Here is a 17,075-nt window from a genome sequence, read left to right as displayed (position 1 = left end):
TTGGTTGAGTAAGCTTATGTTTTTAACAGTTAGCCCTAAAACAAAAATAGCAGCAGATTGGCAGCCAATTAAACCCGACTTAGTGAAATCCCCGTAAGCCGAAGTATGAGGCGCTGCCTTGTAACGGGGACGGGACTGTGCTATCCGAAAAGCTACGTATTTGCTTTTCGGATAAAATCAGTGTTTCTTTTCTTTTTTGCTCCCTATTTTCTTTACGCTAAAGGTAAAATAATGCTGGTACAGGTAGCTGAAAAGGGCCATTAAAACCGATACCAATATACGTGAAAGCACTGCCAGCGTTGGATAATCTCTTAACAACTCGAGTAAAAACTTTAAAAGCACGTAGTTGGCCAGTATGTTAATAAACTGCAAATTTAAAAACCGGAACAACTGAACCCTGCCTTTTAACTGGCTGTGCGTAAAGATGATATACTTGTTGAGCAAGAAGCTGGTTGGGATAGCGATAGAATAATCGACAAAAAGAGAAGCTGTTTCTCTTTGTACTACCAACAAGCCAAAATTTACTTCCTCAGTTTTGAAAATGAAAAAATAGGCAAAATAATAGCTTAATATGCCCAGTAACAAAGTTCCGCCCCCTGTAGCCAAATACCTGAAATTATGCAGCGAAATATATTTTTTAAAAGGGGGATGGAAAAAATCGATGAGGGCTAATATGGCTACGCGCATTGTTGTTTTTATTGTTACGGCTGCAAAGGTAAATTAATTTTTAAACTGTAGGATTTTGCCTAAAGTAAATTCCCTGGCTTTTTTAAGACCTGGACCTTATAAAAATATTAAATTTTATTGGTTGTTGCTGTAAAAAGTAGGTTGGGCGACAAAATCAATAACCGTACAATAATTAAAGGATGGATGGGGCTGTATGCTAACGCCAACTGTGTTGAGTTTATATTTCTGATCTAATATATTGAAGCGATGGCCTAACGAAGGTACGCCACAATCTAAAAGTAGGTGGCAAACAATATCGAGGCTTTTGCTGTAACCAAAATCGATATTCTCGCTCATAGCCTTGTTGGGGAAATATCTGGACAGGCGTTTAGAAAATTTATCGCCGTTGCTGCTTTCGTGGGTATCGAGGTTGTTGCGGTTTAAATCAGCAGCGTGGCCGCGACTTAGTGCCGTTAGTTTTTCATCGGGGTAAAACATGGGCAGGTTTTTTATGCCCTGCAAATGTTTGTATAAGGAAGTATAGTAAGAGTTTGTACGCGTTATTTTTAGCTGATTGTAATTGCGGTATTGCCGTACATTGGCATTGTATTTATCGATGTAATCTTCTAAAAATGTGTTGTAAAACCGTGGGCCATCCAGGCGGATGAGGTTCATTAACAGAATTACGTTTTTTTCTTCGTTAGTGAGGTAGCTGGCGTTTACAGCAGTATTGGCCTTTCTGATTTCGGCATCTGACCATTCTTGGGCCGAAACTTTGTTGTAGCATAAAATAGATAATAACAGGGCTAAAAAAAGGCGGTGCATCCAGGTATGTTTGTCTTTGTATGTGGATAACGCCAATTGAAACCTTTTATTTTCCGGGAGGAGAAATTTAAAACAAATTTAACCGCAAAGGGAATCACATGGTAAAAGCTGTTTGCTTAGGCTCCATATACTTTGCGGTTAAAAATATCGGGGCTTATAAAAACATACCGCCCGATGCTTCAATGCGTTGGGCATTAATCCACCGCGCATCTTCGGTGCATAAGAAGGCTATAATGCCACCAATATCATCGGGCAAACCTACACGGCCTAATGCTGTATTGGCTGCAATGCCGGCGTTCAACTGCTCGTTATCGCGTACTACGCCACCACCAAAATCGGTTTCGATTGCGCCTGGCGCAACAATGTTCGATCTGATCCCTTTGGCCCCTAATTCTTTAGCCTGGTATTTGGTTAAAGTTTCCATTGCACCTTTCATTGAGGCGTAGGCGGCATAACCGGGAGTTGAGAACCGGGCAAGTCCGCTTGATATGTTAATGATGGCACCGCCATTATTTAAAACCGGAAGTGTTTTTTGGGTTAAAAAGAATGGTCCTTTAAACTGGATATCTACCAGTGTATCGAACTGCTCCTCGGTGGTTTCGGCAAAGGAGGCATGGATGCCAATACCTGCATTATTGATTAAAAAATCAAATTTTTCAGTATTAAAGGTGTTTTTTAACGTTGCTTTAACCTCTGCAACAAAAGCATCAAAGCCTTTGGCATCAGCTACATTTAGCTGTAATGCTGCGGCTTGTACACCAAGCTGCTTAATTTCTGCCACGGTATTTTCGGCTTCTTCTTTTTTAGATTGATAGGTAAGGATCACACCTATCCCTTTTTCTGCAATTTTTAAGGCCGCATTTTTTCCCAGTCCGCGGCTGCCACCGGTTACCAAGGCAATTTTATTTTGTTTTTCCATTTTCTTTTAATTTGTTAAACAAAATTAGATCGAAAAGTGCTGAAAAAATGGTGACTGCTTAAGTTAAAATGGTGAGAGTTTAAGTTTTATATGGTGACAATTTCCTTATTTGCCAGCGAACTGAAGTAAGCTTCGCGGTATTGTTTAGGCGTTTGACCAGAAAAATGCTTGAAAAACTTAGTGAAATTAGAAGGATCGTAGGTTAATATCCGCGCAATTTCGGCAATGGGCATGCTGATGTTTTGTAGCATCGATTTTGAAATATCCATTAAACGCTCTTCGAAAAAGTAACAGGGCGAATGGCCAGTGGCCGATTTAATGGTATTACTCAAATGGGTGGGGTGGACATGAATCAGCTCGGCAAAATCCCTCACCTCGAACATTTCTGTAATGCGGCCTGATACCACATCATCAAGATGCTTATCTAATTCTTTTAAGAAATCGGCAGCAATTTCGTGTTGGCGGGCAAAAAACTTCTGTGGAATTTTCATCTCCTTGCAATTGGTATAAACAAATATAATATTGCGGCCAGCAAATCGGAAATTTGCTTTATTCTTAAAACTTTTATGACCTCCTGATTATTTTATTTTTTTACCGGTACCCAGCCAAATCAGGCTGTTTAAAATCATTTGGTTCTGGTTATCGTTTGCAAAAGTAAGCGAAAGGGCTTTGCTAGTGTTATCGTATTTATGTTCATAATCCATATCGTTGTGCCCCATGTTTACATAAACCATTTTGTAGTTTTTGTTACTCCACACTACCGGATAATAACCGTTGTGCCAAATTTCGTGTGCTTTAGGGCCTGTGCCCAGCGGGAAACTGGTAGAATCGATAGCTAGCAGGATTTGTATGTCGGGATTTTTACGCAGGTCGTTCTGCCACCTGTACCATTCGTTGGGCTGCGATTTAAAAGTTTGTGGCAGATTTTTGGTAACCGGGTGTTTCCTGTTTTCTACATGGAGTACAGCCGAAGTTGGTCGCCAGGTATTGCTGCCATAACCTCCCGAGCCTAAAAAGGTGTTGTGGTACCAACTCCAGTTTTGATCGAAAGCAGATTTGGCCAATGCAAAGGCCGAAAAATGAAAGCCCATCCAGCCGCCACCTTTTTCCATATATTTTTGGAAAGCTTCGCGTTGTTCTGGTTTTTCGGGGCGGGTATCCAGAAACAAAACTACCTGGTATTTAGCCAGAAAAGCTGCATTTAAATTATCCCAGTTGGCTGTAGAATCGTAACTGAAATGGTATTTGTCGGCCATTTTCGGAAACCACTTATTGGCTTCATGTACAAAGCTGATGTGTGCCAGATCGCTTTTTGCAGTATAAAACGCAATTACCCTGAATTTAGGTTTGAGCTGAGCATGTAGCATTACTGTGCCCAGCGCGATTAATAAAAAAGTAAGTATTGGTTTCTTGAAGCGATGCATTCGGCTAGATTATCTGTCTAAATTAAACAATGCATCCTTAAATTGAATGAATTGAAGCTGCTTATAAGACCAAATGTGGCCTCGTTAAGCGTTCAAACGATTGATAATTTTTGATTAGCTCATCTTGCATGTTTTTAAAATACGAAAGCCGCTGATCTTTAATCAACGGCTAAGAGTTTTGCAATTACAATTTAGTAAATGGTAAATCGAAAGTGCCCTCAGTAACATCTACTGATGTGTTGATCGTACCATCCTCGTTAGGTGCTTTAAATGCAAATGTTCCTTTTAATTTGTTACCCGCTTCACTTGTAATAACTAAAGTGCCACTTACAGCAGCAAATGAGCCGGTAGGACCTTGATCTTTCATGTAAACGCCGGTTCCATCGTTTGCCAAATCGTAAGTGCCCAGGCCTTTATACCCAATAACAGAAAGTATCAAGCGTTTATCGCCATTGATGGTTGTAATCGTGAGTAATTTACCAAGAGGAGAAGTTATAGATGATGCCTCGCCGGTAAAGCCAATTTTGGTTCCATCTATTTTAGCACTTAAATTATTGGTACTGTTATTGGTTTCGGGTAGTTTAACTGGCACCAGACTAATGCTAAACTGACCTTCGGTAATGGTTTTGCTTGCTAAAGCGGCTATGTTTTCTCCTTTAAATTCAAAAGTGCCCTTAATGTATTTATCAGCTAAGTAGCTGGTTACTTTAATGATTCCGGCCGAAGTACCATAATAAGCATCTTGCAAACCTGCAGGACCTTCCATGTAAGTTGCAATATTATTATCAACTACTTTATAGGTGCCTATACCTTTAAAATCATCGATGGTTAAGCCAAAGCCTTTTAAATCTTTGTTACCTATAATTTGAATGGTAGTTTTTTTATCCAAGGTGTAAAATTGTGCAGAGGCAAATGTGCATTGCAATAAATTGCCATCGATTTTGCCGCTCATGGTTGATAAATCCCATTCAGGGTGATAATCGATTTCTTTTTTACAGGATGAAGTAACGAAAAGGCAAAATACTGCCAGTAATGCGAATTTGAAAGCTAATTTCACGAAGGTTAATTTGAAAGGTTAATTAATTAAGTAGCAAAGATATAGAATTTAGCAACGTTATATGGGAAACACATGCAGTTTTTTAACAAACCTTTCGCGCTGGTACCAGTCGTTGTATACCAGTTCGATTTGCTTTACTTCGAAGGTTCCAAAATCAAAATCACGGTATTTTTCCAGGAGGTTTACCAGTGCAACCGGATTTTGCAATGGTTTTCGAAAGCGGACAATGGTGGCATGTGCCGTTTGGATAGCGTATCGCTTATCGATGCTTTGCTGTAAATCAGAATTTTTGAATGCAACTCTTAAATCGTCACGAATCTGGTTCAGCGTTTCTGTTAAAAAGCCCTGTATTAAAATGCACGATGGCGAAGCAGTAAGCCCTTTGAACTGAATTTTGAAACCTTTATGCCGGGCTAGAACCTCATGGACCAGGCTAACATAATCCTGTACATCAATATCATTTAAGTCGAAACCAACATAGCATGAAATGATGGACATTAAGGTAATGTGGATATCACTGTTGTGGTAAAAATACTGATCGGGCTCAATGGCTTTTACCTCAGCCAAAAACTCCTGAATTTGGGTATTTGTTGCCAAATCAGGTCTGATCACCAGGGTAATGCCCAGGCGCTTGTCAGTTTCATCATCAATTAACGGATCTATTTCGTATTTACCTACAGCAATTTTTGTAACAGCATCTCTGTAAAGTTTATTGTAGTGTTCGCTTAAATTCATTTTCTCTTGCATAAAAAAGTCGCAGGCTTTAGCCTGCGACTTAATATTATTTATGGTGTGCTTAGCTGTCTAAGATGGAAAAAACTAAGCTAACAAAGTTTTCCAGCTGGTGGCTTTACCAATAATATCACCTAAATCGGCAATGGCAATACGTTCTTGTTCCATACTGTCGCGGTGACGGATGGTTACGGTATTGTCTTCTAAACTCTGGTGATCTACCGTGATACAGAAAGGTGTACCTACTGCATCCTGACGGCGGTAGCGTTTACCGATTGCATCTTTTTCTTCATAAATACAGTTGAAATCGAATTTCAGTGCATCCATAATTTCGCGTGCTTTTTCTGGCAGACCATCTTTTTTCGTTAGCGGAAAAATAGCCACTTTATATGGAGCCAAAGCAGGGTGTAGGCGCAATAAAGTACGGCTATCCTGTTTATCTTCAGTGCTTAAATCCTGCTCTTCAAAAGCATTGATCATGGTTAGCAGGAACATGCGATCTAAACCAATTGAAGTTTCGATTACATAAGGAACGTAATTTCCATAAGGTTTACCTTCTTCATTTAAATCGTTATCGAAATATTGCATTTTCTTACCCGAATATTCTTGGTGTTGCGTTAAATCGAAATCGGTGCGGCTATGGATACCTTCAACCTCTTTAAATCCAAACGGGAATTCGAACTCGATATCGGTTGCGGCGTTAGCGTAGTGGGCCAGTTTAACGTGGTCGTGGTAGCGGTATTTCTCTGGCGCAGTACCCAAAGCCCTGTGCCATTTTAAACGTGCTTCTTTCCAGTATTCGAACCATTTTTTGTCTTCACCCGGACGAACGAAAAACTGCATTTCCATTTGCTCGAACTCACGCATACGCATAATAAACTGACGGGCGATTACCTCGTTTCTGAAAGCCTTACCAATTTGCGCAATACCGAAAGGAATTTTCATCCTGCCCGATTTTTGTACATTCAAGAAGTTTACAAAAATACCTTGTGCCGTTTCCGGACGAAGATACACTTCATCACTTCCTTCAGCCATGGCACCAAACTGGGTGCTAAACATCAGGTTAAACTGACGTACATCTGTCCAGTTAGAGGTTTTAGAAATTGGGCAGATTACTTTATAATTTACGATTAAATCTTTTAGCTGAGCCAGGTTTTCTGATTTAAGCGCCAGGTTCATTTCTACTTCCAGTGCTAAACCTTTTTTAACAAATCTCCAGCTTGCTTCTTCAACAAAAGGATATTTGGTATGATCTAAAATCGTTTCTTCATCTGTAAAACCCGGAACCCAGGCAGCCTGGCCTTCATCGCTTAAACCCAGTATTTCTTGTTGAAACGCTTTAAATTTAGCCCGGTTATCTTCGCTGAAGTTGGCTAATTCAGCATATAATTCATCAATTTTATTTTCTAATAACTGATCAGCACGGTAGCGTTTTTTCGAATCCTTGTTGTCAATCATCGGGTCGTTAAAACCATCTACGTGTCCGCTGGCTTTCCATACTTTAGGGTGCATAAAAATTGCAGAATCTATACCTACAATGTTTTCGTGCATTTGCACCATGGCTTTCCACCAGTAAGTTTTAATGTTGTTTTTCAACTCGGCACCCAATTGGCCATAGTCGTAAACGGCACTTAAACCGTCGTATATTTCGCTGCTCTGAAATACGAAACCGTATTCTTTAGCGTGTGAGATTACATTTTTAAATTGTTCGTCGTTATTCTTTTGAGCCATAATGGTGGCAAATATAATAAAAAGGTGGAGGGTTTAAAGGTATAAGGCTTAAGGTTTTTGATCAATGGTGAAGGAAGGGCAGATTTTACAATTTCTCCTCTTAATTTAGGTGTTTTAAGGTTTCAAATGCAAACGAAAGTATCTTGATCAGTCAGCTTACATACGTTATATCCCTTGTATGGTTCAAAATAATCAGCAAAGCAATAGTCGTGCTAGTCGGTTTCTGGGCTCCTGCTTTACTTCGTTACACTCGTGCCCGCTGCAATCAGGTTTAGGTGGCCAACATGGTAAAGCTATTTATGTTTTTTACTTTATCGCATAAAAAAACCGGTGCCGCTAAATAATTTTAACGGTACCGGTCTAATTGAGAGACTGTATTTTTTGCTTAGATGCTGATATCCCTTTCCTCTTCAACACCAAGCACACCATCAATTTTCTTAATATCTGCAATTTTATGATTACCCGGAACAATAAGGACTACACCAATTGAATTTAGGATTTCTACCTCTTGTATGCCTGTTTTCTTCAATGCGCTAACAACAGCATCCATGGCACCATCCTGTACAGATATTAACCATTTTGTTTTCATCGTATTATTTTTTCTATTGGGCCAATTGGATCGATAGGGAATCTTGGGTTAACCAAAATCGGAAGCTTATCAATCGGGAATTTAATTAATCTGGTTTTGGTTGGTGCCTGTACCAATCCGGCACCTACATCCCTGCCAGGTAAAGGTAAAGCTTTTGCAGTTGATGTTAATTTTCTCCATAAATTAATTCCCCTAAGGCCCGATGCCTGTGCCCATAGCGCAGCAATACCTGCAACATGTGGGGTAGCCATACTGGTACCGTTCCAACTGGCGTATTTGGTAGGTAATTTGGTTGATGAATATACGTTAACCCCTGGAGCAGCAATATCTACCGCACCATATGTTGGGTAAAGGCCGCCGTTAGAGAAAGCCGCAACGTTCATGTTTACATCTACCGCGCCTACAGCCATAATTGAAGGGCAGTTTGCAGGGTGCATTACCTGTTTTACAACACCTGGTCTGGCCGAATCATTTCCTGCTGCGGCAATAATTAAAGTGCCTTGCGCCAGTGCACGGGCAGCGGCAGTTTCGAACACGGCAGAATAACCTGCACCGGTTACAAAACCCCTTAACGACATGCTCACCACATCGCAACGGTTTGCAATAGCCCAATTTATACCGGCAAGAATGCCCCCGTCGCCACCAGAACCGCCATTGCTTAACACTTTTCCAATATAAATACTGGCTGCATAAGCAATACCATATCTTTCAGATGCTGCAGGAGAACTTAGCGGACCACAGGCTGTACCAGTACAGTGGGTACCATGGCCATGACCATCCTGGGTGCTTTCTCCACTGATAAAACTTTGGTGAACGATGGGACGACCAGCAAAATCAGGGTGGGTAAAATCGAAACCGGTATCTAATATGGCTACTTTAATACCAGCGCCATTGTAAGGATTGTATCTTAAAAAGCTGGTAGGTACAACATTGGTAGCTTTTAAGCCCCAGGTAGCACCAACCGATTCTACTTCAGCTTGTTGTTCCTGGTACTGGTAATCTTCAGTTTCGGCTCCAACCAATACGTTAGTTAATTGGTTTACGGCATCTCTATAGCCTTCTACATAATTTTGGGTGCTTTCTTCCAGCATACCGATGGCATAAACAACCCTTTCTTTTTCAACAATCATTTCGTTGTCGCCGAAACTGCTGATTGAATTTTCTGCTTTTGGTTTTTCGTTTACAATAGCAATGCCGAGCTTATCTAAAACAATACCGTCTGTTTTAGCCAGATCCTTATCGGTAAAAAACTCGTTTTCAAACTCTAATGAGCTTTTTAAATTCAGACCACTGATACTGTTGATCTGGTTAATCGAATCTGAAGTGTTCGATCCTTCTGGTAGCAGTACAAGGTATCTTCCGGTGTACTCTACTTTTTCTTCTTTTTTCAAGGTTTTTGACATGGTTTAAGGTTTTTAAATTTTGCCTACTCTGTTCAGGATTTTCGGCTTCTTCCTGTTTGTGTTTTTTGTTTAAAACACTAAGCCAAAGTTGGAACAGTTGCGACAGAAAAACCTTAGCTAAACCACTACAAATCAATCGTAAAAGCAACAAAATAAAACGCCGTAAAAACAACAGCAAAATATGGGGAAAACCCCATCTGCTTTAAACGAAAGTTTTATCACATTTGGGAATAAAGCTTAACTTTAATTAAAACTTAAAAATTATGGAAATGCAACATTTACCTATCTATGCTATAGTGTTTTTATGTGGGGCGCTGGCATACTATCTTTTACAAAAGTTAATTGATCTCTTAAACAGAGGTGAAAGGCGCGGAAAGCCCAATACCATGGATCCGGCAATCATTCAGCAAATGGTAGATAATTACCGGAATAACCACCTGGAAGCCATTAACAGGATAATGGAAATAAAAGATGCCCATTCGGTTTCGTTTGGCTTAAAAACCTTAAAGAAATTTATTGGCGATATTGAATTTTACGCTAAAAAAGTAGATCCGCGCATTGCAGATGGTGCACTTGGTATCCGTTTTTATTATGCTGCCTATCCAAAAGCGAACGAATGGAGTGGTTTTGAAAACGAAAAGGAAATTGGAAAAGATTATGCCCAAAGGCATACCCTGATTATGATCCCCACGTTAAAAAAGAAAGCCAGCAATGGTTCTTATCTCGATTATGATTTTAATCCTTTAGATAGAAGTACTTTCCCAATTAAAGAACGGAGCAAAGAGCAGCCCGTTACTTTAATGGCCATGAGTTCTGATAGCAGTGATGGTCAATCGCGCGAAGTAATGGCCCAAAATCATGGTCAACTTATTCCGCCAGCCGAAGCGGCTATTGAGATATATTAATGTTTTAAAAAGATGAACAGCTTCCAGAAGTTTTTAAGCGATAGCTTTCTTTGGCTCGAAGGAGGAACTGCAATTATTGCCTTATTATATTTGAGGGGGTTAAAAAAACAATATTGGCGGTTTTTTATCTATTACCTTGTTATTGTCTTTATCTGTGAAGCCATTGGGAAATGGGGGGGGGCGTATATTGGTTTCTCAAAAACTAAATATTATAACTACCTCGTTATTCCGCTTCAGTTTATATTTTTTTACTTGCTTTATGCAATAAAATCATTTAACAACAAAAAACTATTTGGGATACTTTCCTTACTGTATTTAATTTCATTTATTCCCAGCGAATTTTACTTTAAGGGAAGTAAAATAATCTTTTCGTTTAATTATACTTTCGGATCCCTTATTTTGATGGTCTTGGTGGTTATGGAATATTATAAGCAGATCACTTCGTCTGATATCGTTAATTTTATACGGAACAGGATGTTCTATGTTAATTTAGGGGTAACATTGTTTTACATAGGGACTTTGCCGTTTTGGACATTCTACTATTTATTGGTAAAATATCATCAAATCTGGGACATTTACTTTGGTTATTTCCTGATCTCGGGCATTGTAATGTATATCTTATTCTCAATTTCATTTATATGGGGAAAACAGAGCTCTTAATTACGATTATCCTTTTTAACCTGTTTTTTGTATTGTTTGTGGTAGCCATCATGGTTTATATCAAAAAATACAAAGAGCGGAAGAGAGAATATTTGAACGAAATAAAAATTGCCAACGAAATACACCAGAAAGAGCTTTTAAGTACCCAGTTAGAAATTCAACAGGCCACCATGCAGCAGATTGGTCGCGAGCTGCACGATAATATCGGACAAAAATTAACCCTGGTAAGTTTGTACACCCAGCAGCTTGTACACGAAAATAAAGTGCCGCAAGCCAGTAACCGGATAGAACAGATTTATCAGATTATTAACTCATCGCTGCAAGATTTGAGAAGTTTATCGAAAAACCTGACAAATGATAACATAAGTGAAAATGAAATTGTAACTTTAATACAGGAAGAAGTAGACCATATAAATGCTTTAAAAAAATGTAAGGTATCTTTTGAGCATGATTTTGAGCGCATAGATCTGGAGTTTGTGAAAAAGAACGTATTGTTAAGGATAACACAAGAGTTTCTTCAAAACAGTTTAAAACATGCACAATGCAGCAACATTAGCATTCAGTTAAAATCAGCTGCAGACACTTTTTTAATGCTAAAAATACAGGATGACGGAATGGGATTTGATTTGGATAACCTTACTTCTGACGGTATCGGATTAAAAAACATGAAAAAAAGAGCCGAAATTATCGGTGGAGAATTCAATTTAACAAGTAAACCAAACTTAGGCACCGCACTTAATATTATTTTAAATGGCCCGGCATGAAAAAGACAATAGTTATTGTTGATGATCATATCCTGATTGCCAAAGCACTTCAGGGCATTATCGATAATTTCAAAGATTTTGAGGTTATTTATGTTTGCGAAAACGGAATGGAGCTGATTAAAAACTTCGAAAACAGCAACAAAATCCCCGATATTTTACTACTGGATATCAGTATGCCCGTTATGGATGGCTTTGAAACCGTAACCTGGGTAACGGCAAACCATCCTGAAGTAAAAGTAATGGCCCTGAGCATGCAGGGAGAAGAAAAAAGTGTAATAAAAATGGTAAGCAATGGTGCAAAAGGTTATTTGCTCAAAAATGCGCACCCGGTTGAACTCGAAAATGCGCTGACCAAATTAAATATCAATGGATTTTTTTATCCGGATTGGGCATCAAAAATTATCTTCTCCAGTCTCAATAAAACGAAAGAGGTGGAAATCAAAATTTCAGAGCGGGAAAAAGAATTTTTAAAATACACCGTTACTGAGCTTAATTACAAAGAAATAGCCGATAAAATGTTTTGCAGTCCCCGCACTGTTGAAAGTTACCGCGATCAGCTATGTGAAAAACTGGAACTCAAAACCCGTGTTGGCCTGGCCGTTTTTGCCATTAAGAATGGATTTGCATGAACTGGTTAACTGTTTAAACTGTAAAATTGGTAAATGAGAAATAGCATACAGTTAACCGATTAACCAGCTAAGCACTTAACAACAATTCCATTTTACCTCTTCCATCTTCCATTTTTTCCTACTTTTGAACCATGAAATTTCATCATTTGCTATTTGTGGTTATTGTTGCGCTTTTTGCTTCATGCAAACCTGAAGAAAAAAAGCATCAGTACATTAAGTTTAATACAACAAACGATTTATATCAATTCTTAAACTGGTCGCCCGAACGCCGTTTTCCATTAATCAGTGCTCATCGTGGTGGTCCAATGCCAGGCTACCCTGAAAATTGCATCGAAACTTTTGCCAATGCCACTACTTATAACCCCATGGTTATTGAGTTTGATATTGCTTACAGTAAAGATTCTGTGATGGTAATTATGCACGATGATAACCTCGACAGGACTTCTACAGGTAAGGGGCCGATTGGCAATTACACTTACGAGGAACTGAAGGCATTTAACCTAAAAGATGATTCGGGGAAAGAAACAAAATTTAAAATCCCAACATTAGATAGTGTATTAACCTGGAGCAAGGGGAAAGTATTGTTAACGATCGATTTAAAAAAAGGGGTATCTTACGCCAAAGTAATCGAAAAAGTAAGGCAATATAAAGTAGAAAGCAATTCGATTATCATTACCTACACCGCCAACCAGGCTCAGGAAGTGCATCGTTTGGCTCCCGAACTAATGATTTCTGCTTCCGTACAGAAGAAAGCAGAATTGAAGCGGTTAAATAGTATGGGGATTCCCAACAACCGGATTGTGGCTTTTGTTGGAGTTGCAGCGCCCGATAAAGCGTTGTACCAATACCTGCACAACAAAGGTATCACAACGATTTTAGGCACTATGGGCAATATCGATAAAAGTTCGCTTGCAAACCCGGCTAAAATGGTTTATTATCACCTCAATAACAATGGTGCTGATATTTTATCATCAGATAACATCGGACAAGCCGCAGAACAATTGGATAAATTGAGGTACAATAAAAAGTTAAGTTCATTACATACATACTAATAACAGATAAAAAGAGCATTGATTGACTAATAAGTAAGATGAAAAATCTGTGTTTATCTGTGGCAAAAAATAAAAAATGAGTATTTCAGTTAAAAACCTTTCCAGGCATTACGATAAACAAAAAGCAGTCGATTCGATTAGTTTTGAAGCTAGCCCGGGCCGTATCCTTGGTTTTCTGGGACCAAATGGTGCGGGTAAATCTACTACCATGCGCATGCTTACAGGTTATCTGGAGCCAACCTCAGGAACAGCAGAAATATCAGGCAAGAACATTTTAACAGAGGCTATCGCTGCAAAAAAACATGTAGGTTACCTTCCTGAAAACACGCCACTCTATGCCGATATGTATGTTAAGGAGTTTTTGAATTTTGTTGGGCAAACCTATGGCTTAACAAACCTGGTCACAAGAGTAGATGAGGTGGTTAAAATGGTAGGACTAACACCCGAACAGCATAAAAAAATCGGTATGCTATCAAAAGGGTACCGCCAACGTGTGGGCCTAGCACAGGCCATTATTCACAATCCGGAAGTTTTAATTCTTGATGAACCTACTTCTGGCCTAGATCCAAATCAATTGGTAGATATCAGATTGCTCATTAAATCGCTTGGGGCTGCTAAAACCGTGGTTATTTCTACACACATTATGCAGGAGGTAGAAGCCATTTGCGATGATATCATCATTATAAATAAAGGAAAAATTGTTGCCAACGATTCGCTGGAAGGAATAAAGAAAACATACGGAGGCCTTTCGTTAGAAGATATTTTTAGAAAACTTACCGCTTAATTTCATGCTTGTAACCAAAATCAAACTAACTTTAATTATAGCTCTGGGCTTAATCCCTGCATTGTTAAAGGCTCAAAATATCGCTAATATTGGCATTGGCGGCGAAATCGGATTACCTTCCGGCAACTTCGCAGGCGTATCAGCAGTTGGGCTGGGGGCATCTGTAAAGGCTGATTTGCCTGCTGCAACTAATTTGGCCTTGAGTTTAAATGCAGGTTATATCAACTTTTTCGGTCGTAGTAACCAGGTTCTTCAGGTTCAGGATTTAAGCTACGCACCTGTAAAAGCAGGTTTAAAGTATTGGTTAAGTGAAGGCTTCTATGCTGAAGGTCAGCTGGGCGCTGCTTTGCCGCTAAGTAACGGACTAAAAACATTATTGGCCTGGTCGCCGGGTATAGGCACCCAATTTAAATTATCAGGAGAAAATAAACTCGATTTGGGCATCAGGTACGAAGGCTGGACAGGTAAGCGCGATAGCAATCTGATTGGGACGAATACGGTTAATACCAAAGGCTTTGCAGGGCTCAGATTCGCTTATGTTTTTGGTCTTTAAGCTGGTATAACCAGGCCCATTTTCCCTAAAAATATACAGTATTTTTTAATTAGTTAACCTAATTACAACTTTTTAGAGTAAAAATTGATTTATCTCAATGTTTTGTTAATCAGTTGTTTGTGTTCTGTTTTTCGCTTTTTTGAAATTGTTTGTAACGTTTTTGGCGTAATTATTGTCCATAAATGCAAAATAATTAACGAACACATAATCTAAAAAACACATGAAAAAGTTATTACTTTCTTTAGTAATGGTTGCAGGCTTAGGCTTTGCAGCTTCAGCTCAAACAGAAGGAGCAGTAAACAAAATTAGCGTAGGACCAGATTTCTTATTGCCTGTGGGCGATAATACTAACGGCATCAGCTTAGGTTACGGTGGTTCTGTAATGGGTGAGTTTAATGTAGCTAAGTCATTAAATTTAACTGTTTCAGGCGGGTACATTTCAATGGCTCCGGAAAAATTCCTTAAAGATCTAGGCGCAACAAATTCAGGCGTTGTTCCTTTAAAAGCAGGCGCTAAATATTATTTTGGCGGTAACTTTTACGGAGCGGGCGAGCTAGGTGCTGCTATTTTTACAGAAAAAAACTCAGGTACTGCATTCTCTTACGCACCAACTATTGGTGCTTCGTTTTCTGTTGCAGATAAATCAAGTATTGATTTAGGTGTACGTTACGAAGGATGGTCAAAAAACAGCACTACACTGTCATTTGTAGGTATCCGCGCTGCTTTTGCATTCGGTTTATAGTAAGAACCTTTAACGCATTTAAAAGCCCCCAAGCAATTGGAGGCTTTTTTGTTTACAGAAATTTATTGTTTCAAATATTTTAACTATCAAATTAGTTTATTTATCATTGTAGCGTTTTATTTGTCAATCAGGCAGGTACACGGAAAATAAAAACAATTCTAATAAACTTTCTCAAAAAACTGATGAAAAAACTCGTATTATCTTTATTAACAGTTGCAGCATTAAGTACTGCAGCTTTAGCTCAAAGTACTCCGGTTAAATTTGGTTTAAAAGCAGGCTTGGCTTTTCCAAATATGACTTTCTCGGCAGGTAGTGCATCATTTAGTTATGGCACAAAAACCTCTTATTACGTAGGAGGAACCGTAGAGTTCCAATTATCTGATCTGGTTTCTATTCAACCCGGATTAACTTTTATCGATAAAGGAACAAAAATTAACAGCAGCAGTTTTGGTTTTGATAACGACGACTTTCTTACCGATGTGAATGCCACTATAAACTTCAAATATCTTGAGGTACCCGTTAATGCCCTTGTAAATTTCAAAGTTGCCAATTCGGGTAAGTTATTTGTTGGCGCAGGCCCTTATTTTGCTTATGCTTTAAGCGCTAATGCTAAAATGGGATCAGAAAAAGAGAAAATCGAATTCGAAGATTCGGGCTTTAAACGTACCGATTTCGGATTAAATTTCCTTGCAGGTTTTCAGTTAAATAATGGTTTAAATGTTCATGCCGGCTATGGCCTGGGCTTAAGCAATATGGCTAACGACGAAGAAGCCCAAGATTTTGATGCGTCAATCAAAAATAAAGTATTTACAGTTGGTCTGGGGTTTTCTTTCTAGTTTAATTAAGAATGAAATAAAAGGCTTGATGTAAATCGGGCAAGTATATAGCGCTCAAAAAAATCAGATGAAAAAAATAATATTATCATTATTAACGGTTGCTGCATTAAGTACAGTAGCTTTAGCTCAAACAAACAATTCAACTAAAATAGGCGTTAAGGCAGGAGTTACGTTTCCAACTTTTGGTACTTCAGGTACCGAAAATGAAGATGATAACTGGAAAATAAATACCTCTTTTTATGTAGGCGGTACAGTCGACTTTCAAATCTCAGAAAGGTTTTCGATCCAACCAGGCTTATCTTTGATTGGTAAAGGAGGTAAAGGCGATTATTATGAGCACAATGGTGAGCCTAATAATTTAATTGCCTTCAGAGGAACTGCAAAACTAAGTATGCTATATTTGGAATTGCCTGTAAATGCTATTGTTAATTTCGAAACGGGCAATGGTAAAATTTTTATTGGCGCTGGTCCATATTATGCAACAGCCATAAGCGGTAAAACAAAAACAACAGGTATTTTAACGGCAGGAACCTCATCTCTTACCACTTCGACAAATGAAGATATTAAATTTGGTAAAGATGGAACCATGAAGCGTGGAGAGTTTGGCGTTAATTTCTTAGCAGGTTATCAATTAAGTAATGGTTTTAATATCCATGCTGGTTACGGTTTAGGTTTGAGTAACCTCGATTATTCTGATACTCGGGTATCGAAGGTTACAAACCGTGTATTATCGGTTGGTCTGGGTTTTTCTTTTTAAACTTACAACATTAAAAAGCCTCCCTAATTTGCACTGCCCCCAAAAAG

At 38.8% G+C, this 17,075-nt stretch carries 19 protein-coding genes; 9 read left to right on the top strand and 10 right to left on the bottom strand.

What is annotated here, in order from left to right; translation table 11 throughout:
- Positions 1–177 precede the first annotated feature (177 nt).
- The 10 genes from DBR40_RS15565 to DBR40_RS15520 all read right to left on the bottom strand — a co-directional run bounded on the left by DBR40_RS15565 (position 178) and on the right by DBR40_RS15520 (position 9,346).
- Positions 178–687: a GtrA family protein gene (locus DBR40_RS15565; protein ID WP_124560682.1), complete on the bottom strand. Its 510-nt coding sequence runs from the start codon at positions 685–687 to the stop codon at positions 178–180.
- A 114-nt stretch (positions 688–801) separates the two neighbouring features.
- Entirely contained in the window at positions 802–1,527 is a 726-nt protein-coding gene (locus DBR40_RS15560; protein ID WP_233603908.1) for a CAP domain-containing protein, read from the bottom strand.
- Positions 1,528–1,645: 118 nt separating this feature from the next.
- Positions 1,646–2,410, bottom strand: a complete 765-nt coding sequence (locus tag DBR40_RS15555) for an SDR family NAD(P)-dependent oxidoreductase (RefSeq protein ID WP_124560681.1) — start codon at positions 2,408–2,410, stop codon at positions 1,646–1,648.
- A gap of 86 nt (positions 2,411–2,496) precedes the next feature.
- The gene (locus tag DBR40_RS15550; protein WP_124560680.1) at positions 2,497–2,901 is read right to left on the bottom strand and encodes a helix-turn-helix domain-containing protein; all 405 of its coding nucleotides are present in this window, start codon (positions 2,899–2,901) and stop codon (positions 2,497–2,499) included.
- A gap of 87 nt (positions 2,902–2,988) precedes the next feature.
- Positions 2,989–3,834, bottom strand: a complete 846-nt coding sequence (locus tag DBR40_RS15545) for a ThuA domain-containing protein (protein WP_124560679.1) — start codon at positions 3,832–3,834, stop codon at positions 2,989–2,991.
- Positions 3,835–4,018: 184 nt separating this feature from the next.
- The gene (locus DBR40_RS15540) at positions 4,019–4,891 is read right to left on the bottom strand and encodes a DUF6252 family protein (RefSeq protein ID WP_124560678.1); all 873 of its coding nucleotides are present in this window, start codon (positions 4,889–4,891) and stop codon (positions 4,019–4,021) included.
- A gap of 57 nt (positions 4,892–4,948) precedes the next feature.
- Positions 4,949–5,626, bottom strand: coding sequence for a 2'-5' RNA ligase family protein (locus DBR40_RS15535; RefSeq protein ID WP_124560677.1), 678 nt, complete (start codon positions 5,624–5,626; stop codon positions 4,949–4,951).
- An 84-nt stretch (positions 5,627–5,710) separates the two neighbouring features.
- Positions 5,711–7,354, bottom strand: a complete 1,644-nt coding sequence (locus DBR40_RS15530; RefSeq protein ID WP_124560676.1) for a glycine--tRNA ligase — start codon at positions 7,352–7,354, stop codon at positions 5,711–5,713.
- Positions 7,355–7,739: 385 nt separating this feature from the next.
- A complete protein-coding gene (locus DBR40_RS15525) occupies positions 7,740–7,943 on the bottom strand; it encodes a hypothetical protein (protein ID WP_124560675.1) in 204 nt (67 codons plus the stop codon).
- Positions 7,940–9,346 carry a S8 family peptidase gene (locus tag DBR40_RS15520; RefSeq protein WP_124560674.1) on the bottom strand — a complete coding sequence of 469 codons (1,407 nt, stop codon included), beginning with the start codon at positions 9,344–9,346 and terminating at the stop codon, positions 7,940–7,942. Before DBR40_RS15520 ends, DBR40_RS15525 begins: the two co-directional genes overlap by 4 nt.
- 269 nt (positions 9,347–9,615) lie before the next feature.
- Here DBR40_RS15520 and DBR40_RS15515 point away from each other — a divergent pair, with 269 nt between their 5' ends.
- From DBR40_RS15515 to DBR40_RS15470, 9 genes are all read left to right on the top strand, one after another.
- Positions 9,616–10,251, top strand: a complete 636-nt coding sequence (locus tag DBR40_RS15515) for a hypothetical protein (protein WP_233603907.1) — start codon at positions 9,616–9,618, stop codon at positions 10,249–10,251.
- Positions 10,252–10,889: 638 nt separating this feature from the next.
- Positions 10,890–11,675: a sensor histidine kinase gene (locus DBR40_RS15505; protein ID WP_124560671.1), complete on the top strand. Its 786-nt coding sequence runs from the start codon at positions 10,890–10,892 to the stop codon at positions 11,673–11,675.
- Entirely contained in the window at positions 11,672–12,304 is a 633-nt protein-coding gene (locus DBR40_RS15500) for a response regulator transcription factor (RefSeq protein WP_124560670.1), read from the top strand. The genes DBR40_RS15505 and DBR40_RS15500 overlap by 4 nt, the downstream gene beginning before the upstream one ends.
- Positions 12,305–12,435: 131 nt before the next feature.
- Positions 12,436–13,356: a glycerophosphodiester phosphodiesterase family protein gene (locus DBR40_RS15495; protein ID WP_124560669.1), complete on the top strand. Its 921-nt coding sequence runs from the start codon at positions 12,436–12,438 to the stop codon at positions 13,354–13,356.
- A 76-nt stretch (positions 13,357–13,432) separates the two neighbouring features.
- Positions 13,433–14,140, top strand: coding sequence for an ATP-binding cassette domain-containing protein (locus tag DBR40_RS15490; protein WP_124560668.1), 708 nt, complete (start codon positions 13,433–13,435; stop codon positions 14,138–14,140).
- 4 nt (positions 14,141–14,144) lie between these two features.
- Positions 14,145–14,693, top strand: coding sequence for a hypothetical protein (locus DBR40_RS15485; RefSeq protein ID WP_124560667.1), 549 nt, complete (start codon positions 14,145–14,147; stop codon positions 14,691–14,693).
- A gap of 220 nt (positions 14,694–14,913) precedes the next feature.
- Positions 14,914–15,435 (top strand): hypothetical protein, encoded by a 522-nt coding sequence (locus DBR40_RS15480; RefSeq protein ID WP_124560666.1) that lies wholly within the window; start codon positions 14,914–14,916, stop codon positions 15,433–15,435.
- Between the two features lie 182 nt (positions 15,436–15,617).
- The gene (locus DBR40_RS15475; protein WP_124560665.1) at positions 15,618–16,271 is read left to right on the top strand and encodes a porin family protein; all 654 of its coding nucleotides are present in this window, start codon (positions 15,618–15,620) and stop codon (positions 16,269–16,271) included.
- A gap of 67 nt (positions 16,272–16,338) precedes the next feature.
- Positions 16,339–17,028: a porin family protein gene (locus DBR40_RS15470; RefSeq protein ID WP_124560664.1), complete on the top strand. Its 690-nt coding sequence runs from the start codon at positions 16,339–16,341 to the stop codon at positions 17,026–17,028.
- Positions 17,029–17,075: the final 47 nt, after the last annotated feature.

Source organism: Pedobacter sp. KBW01 (assembly GCF_003852395.1).
GTDB lineage: Bacteria > Bacteroidota > Bacteroidia > Sphingobacteriales > Sphingobacteriaceae > Pedobacter.
This window is presented reverse-complemented; position numbering and strand designations above follow the sequence as displayed.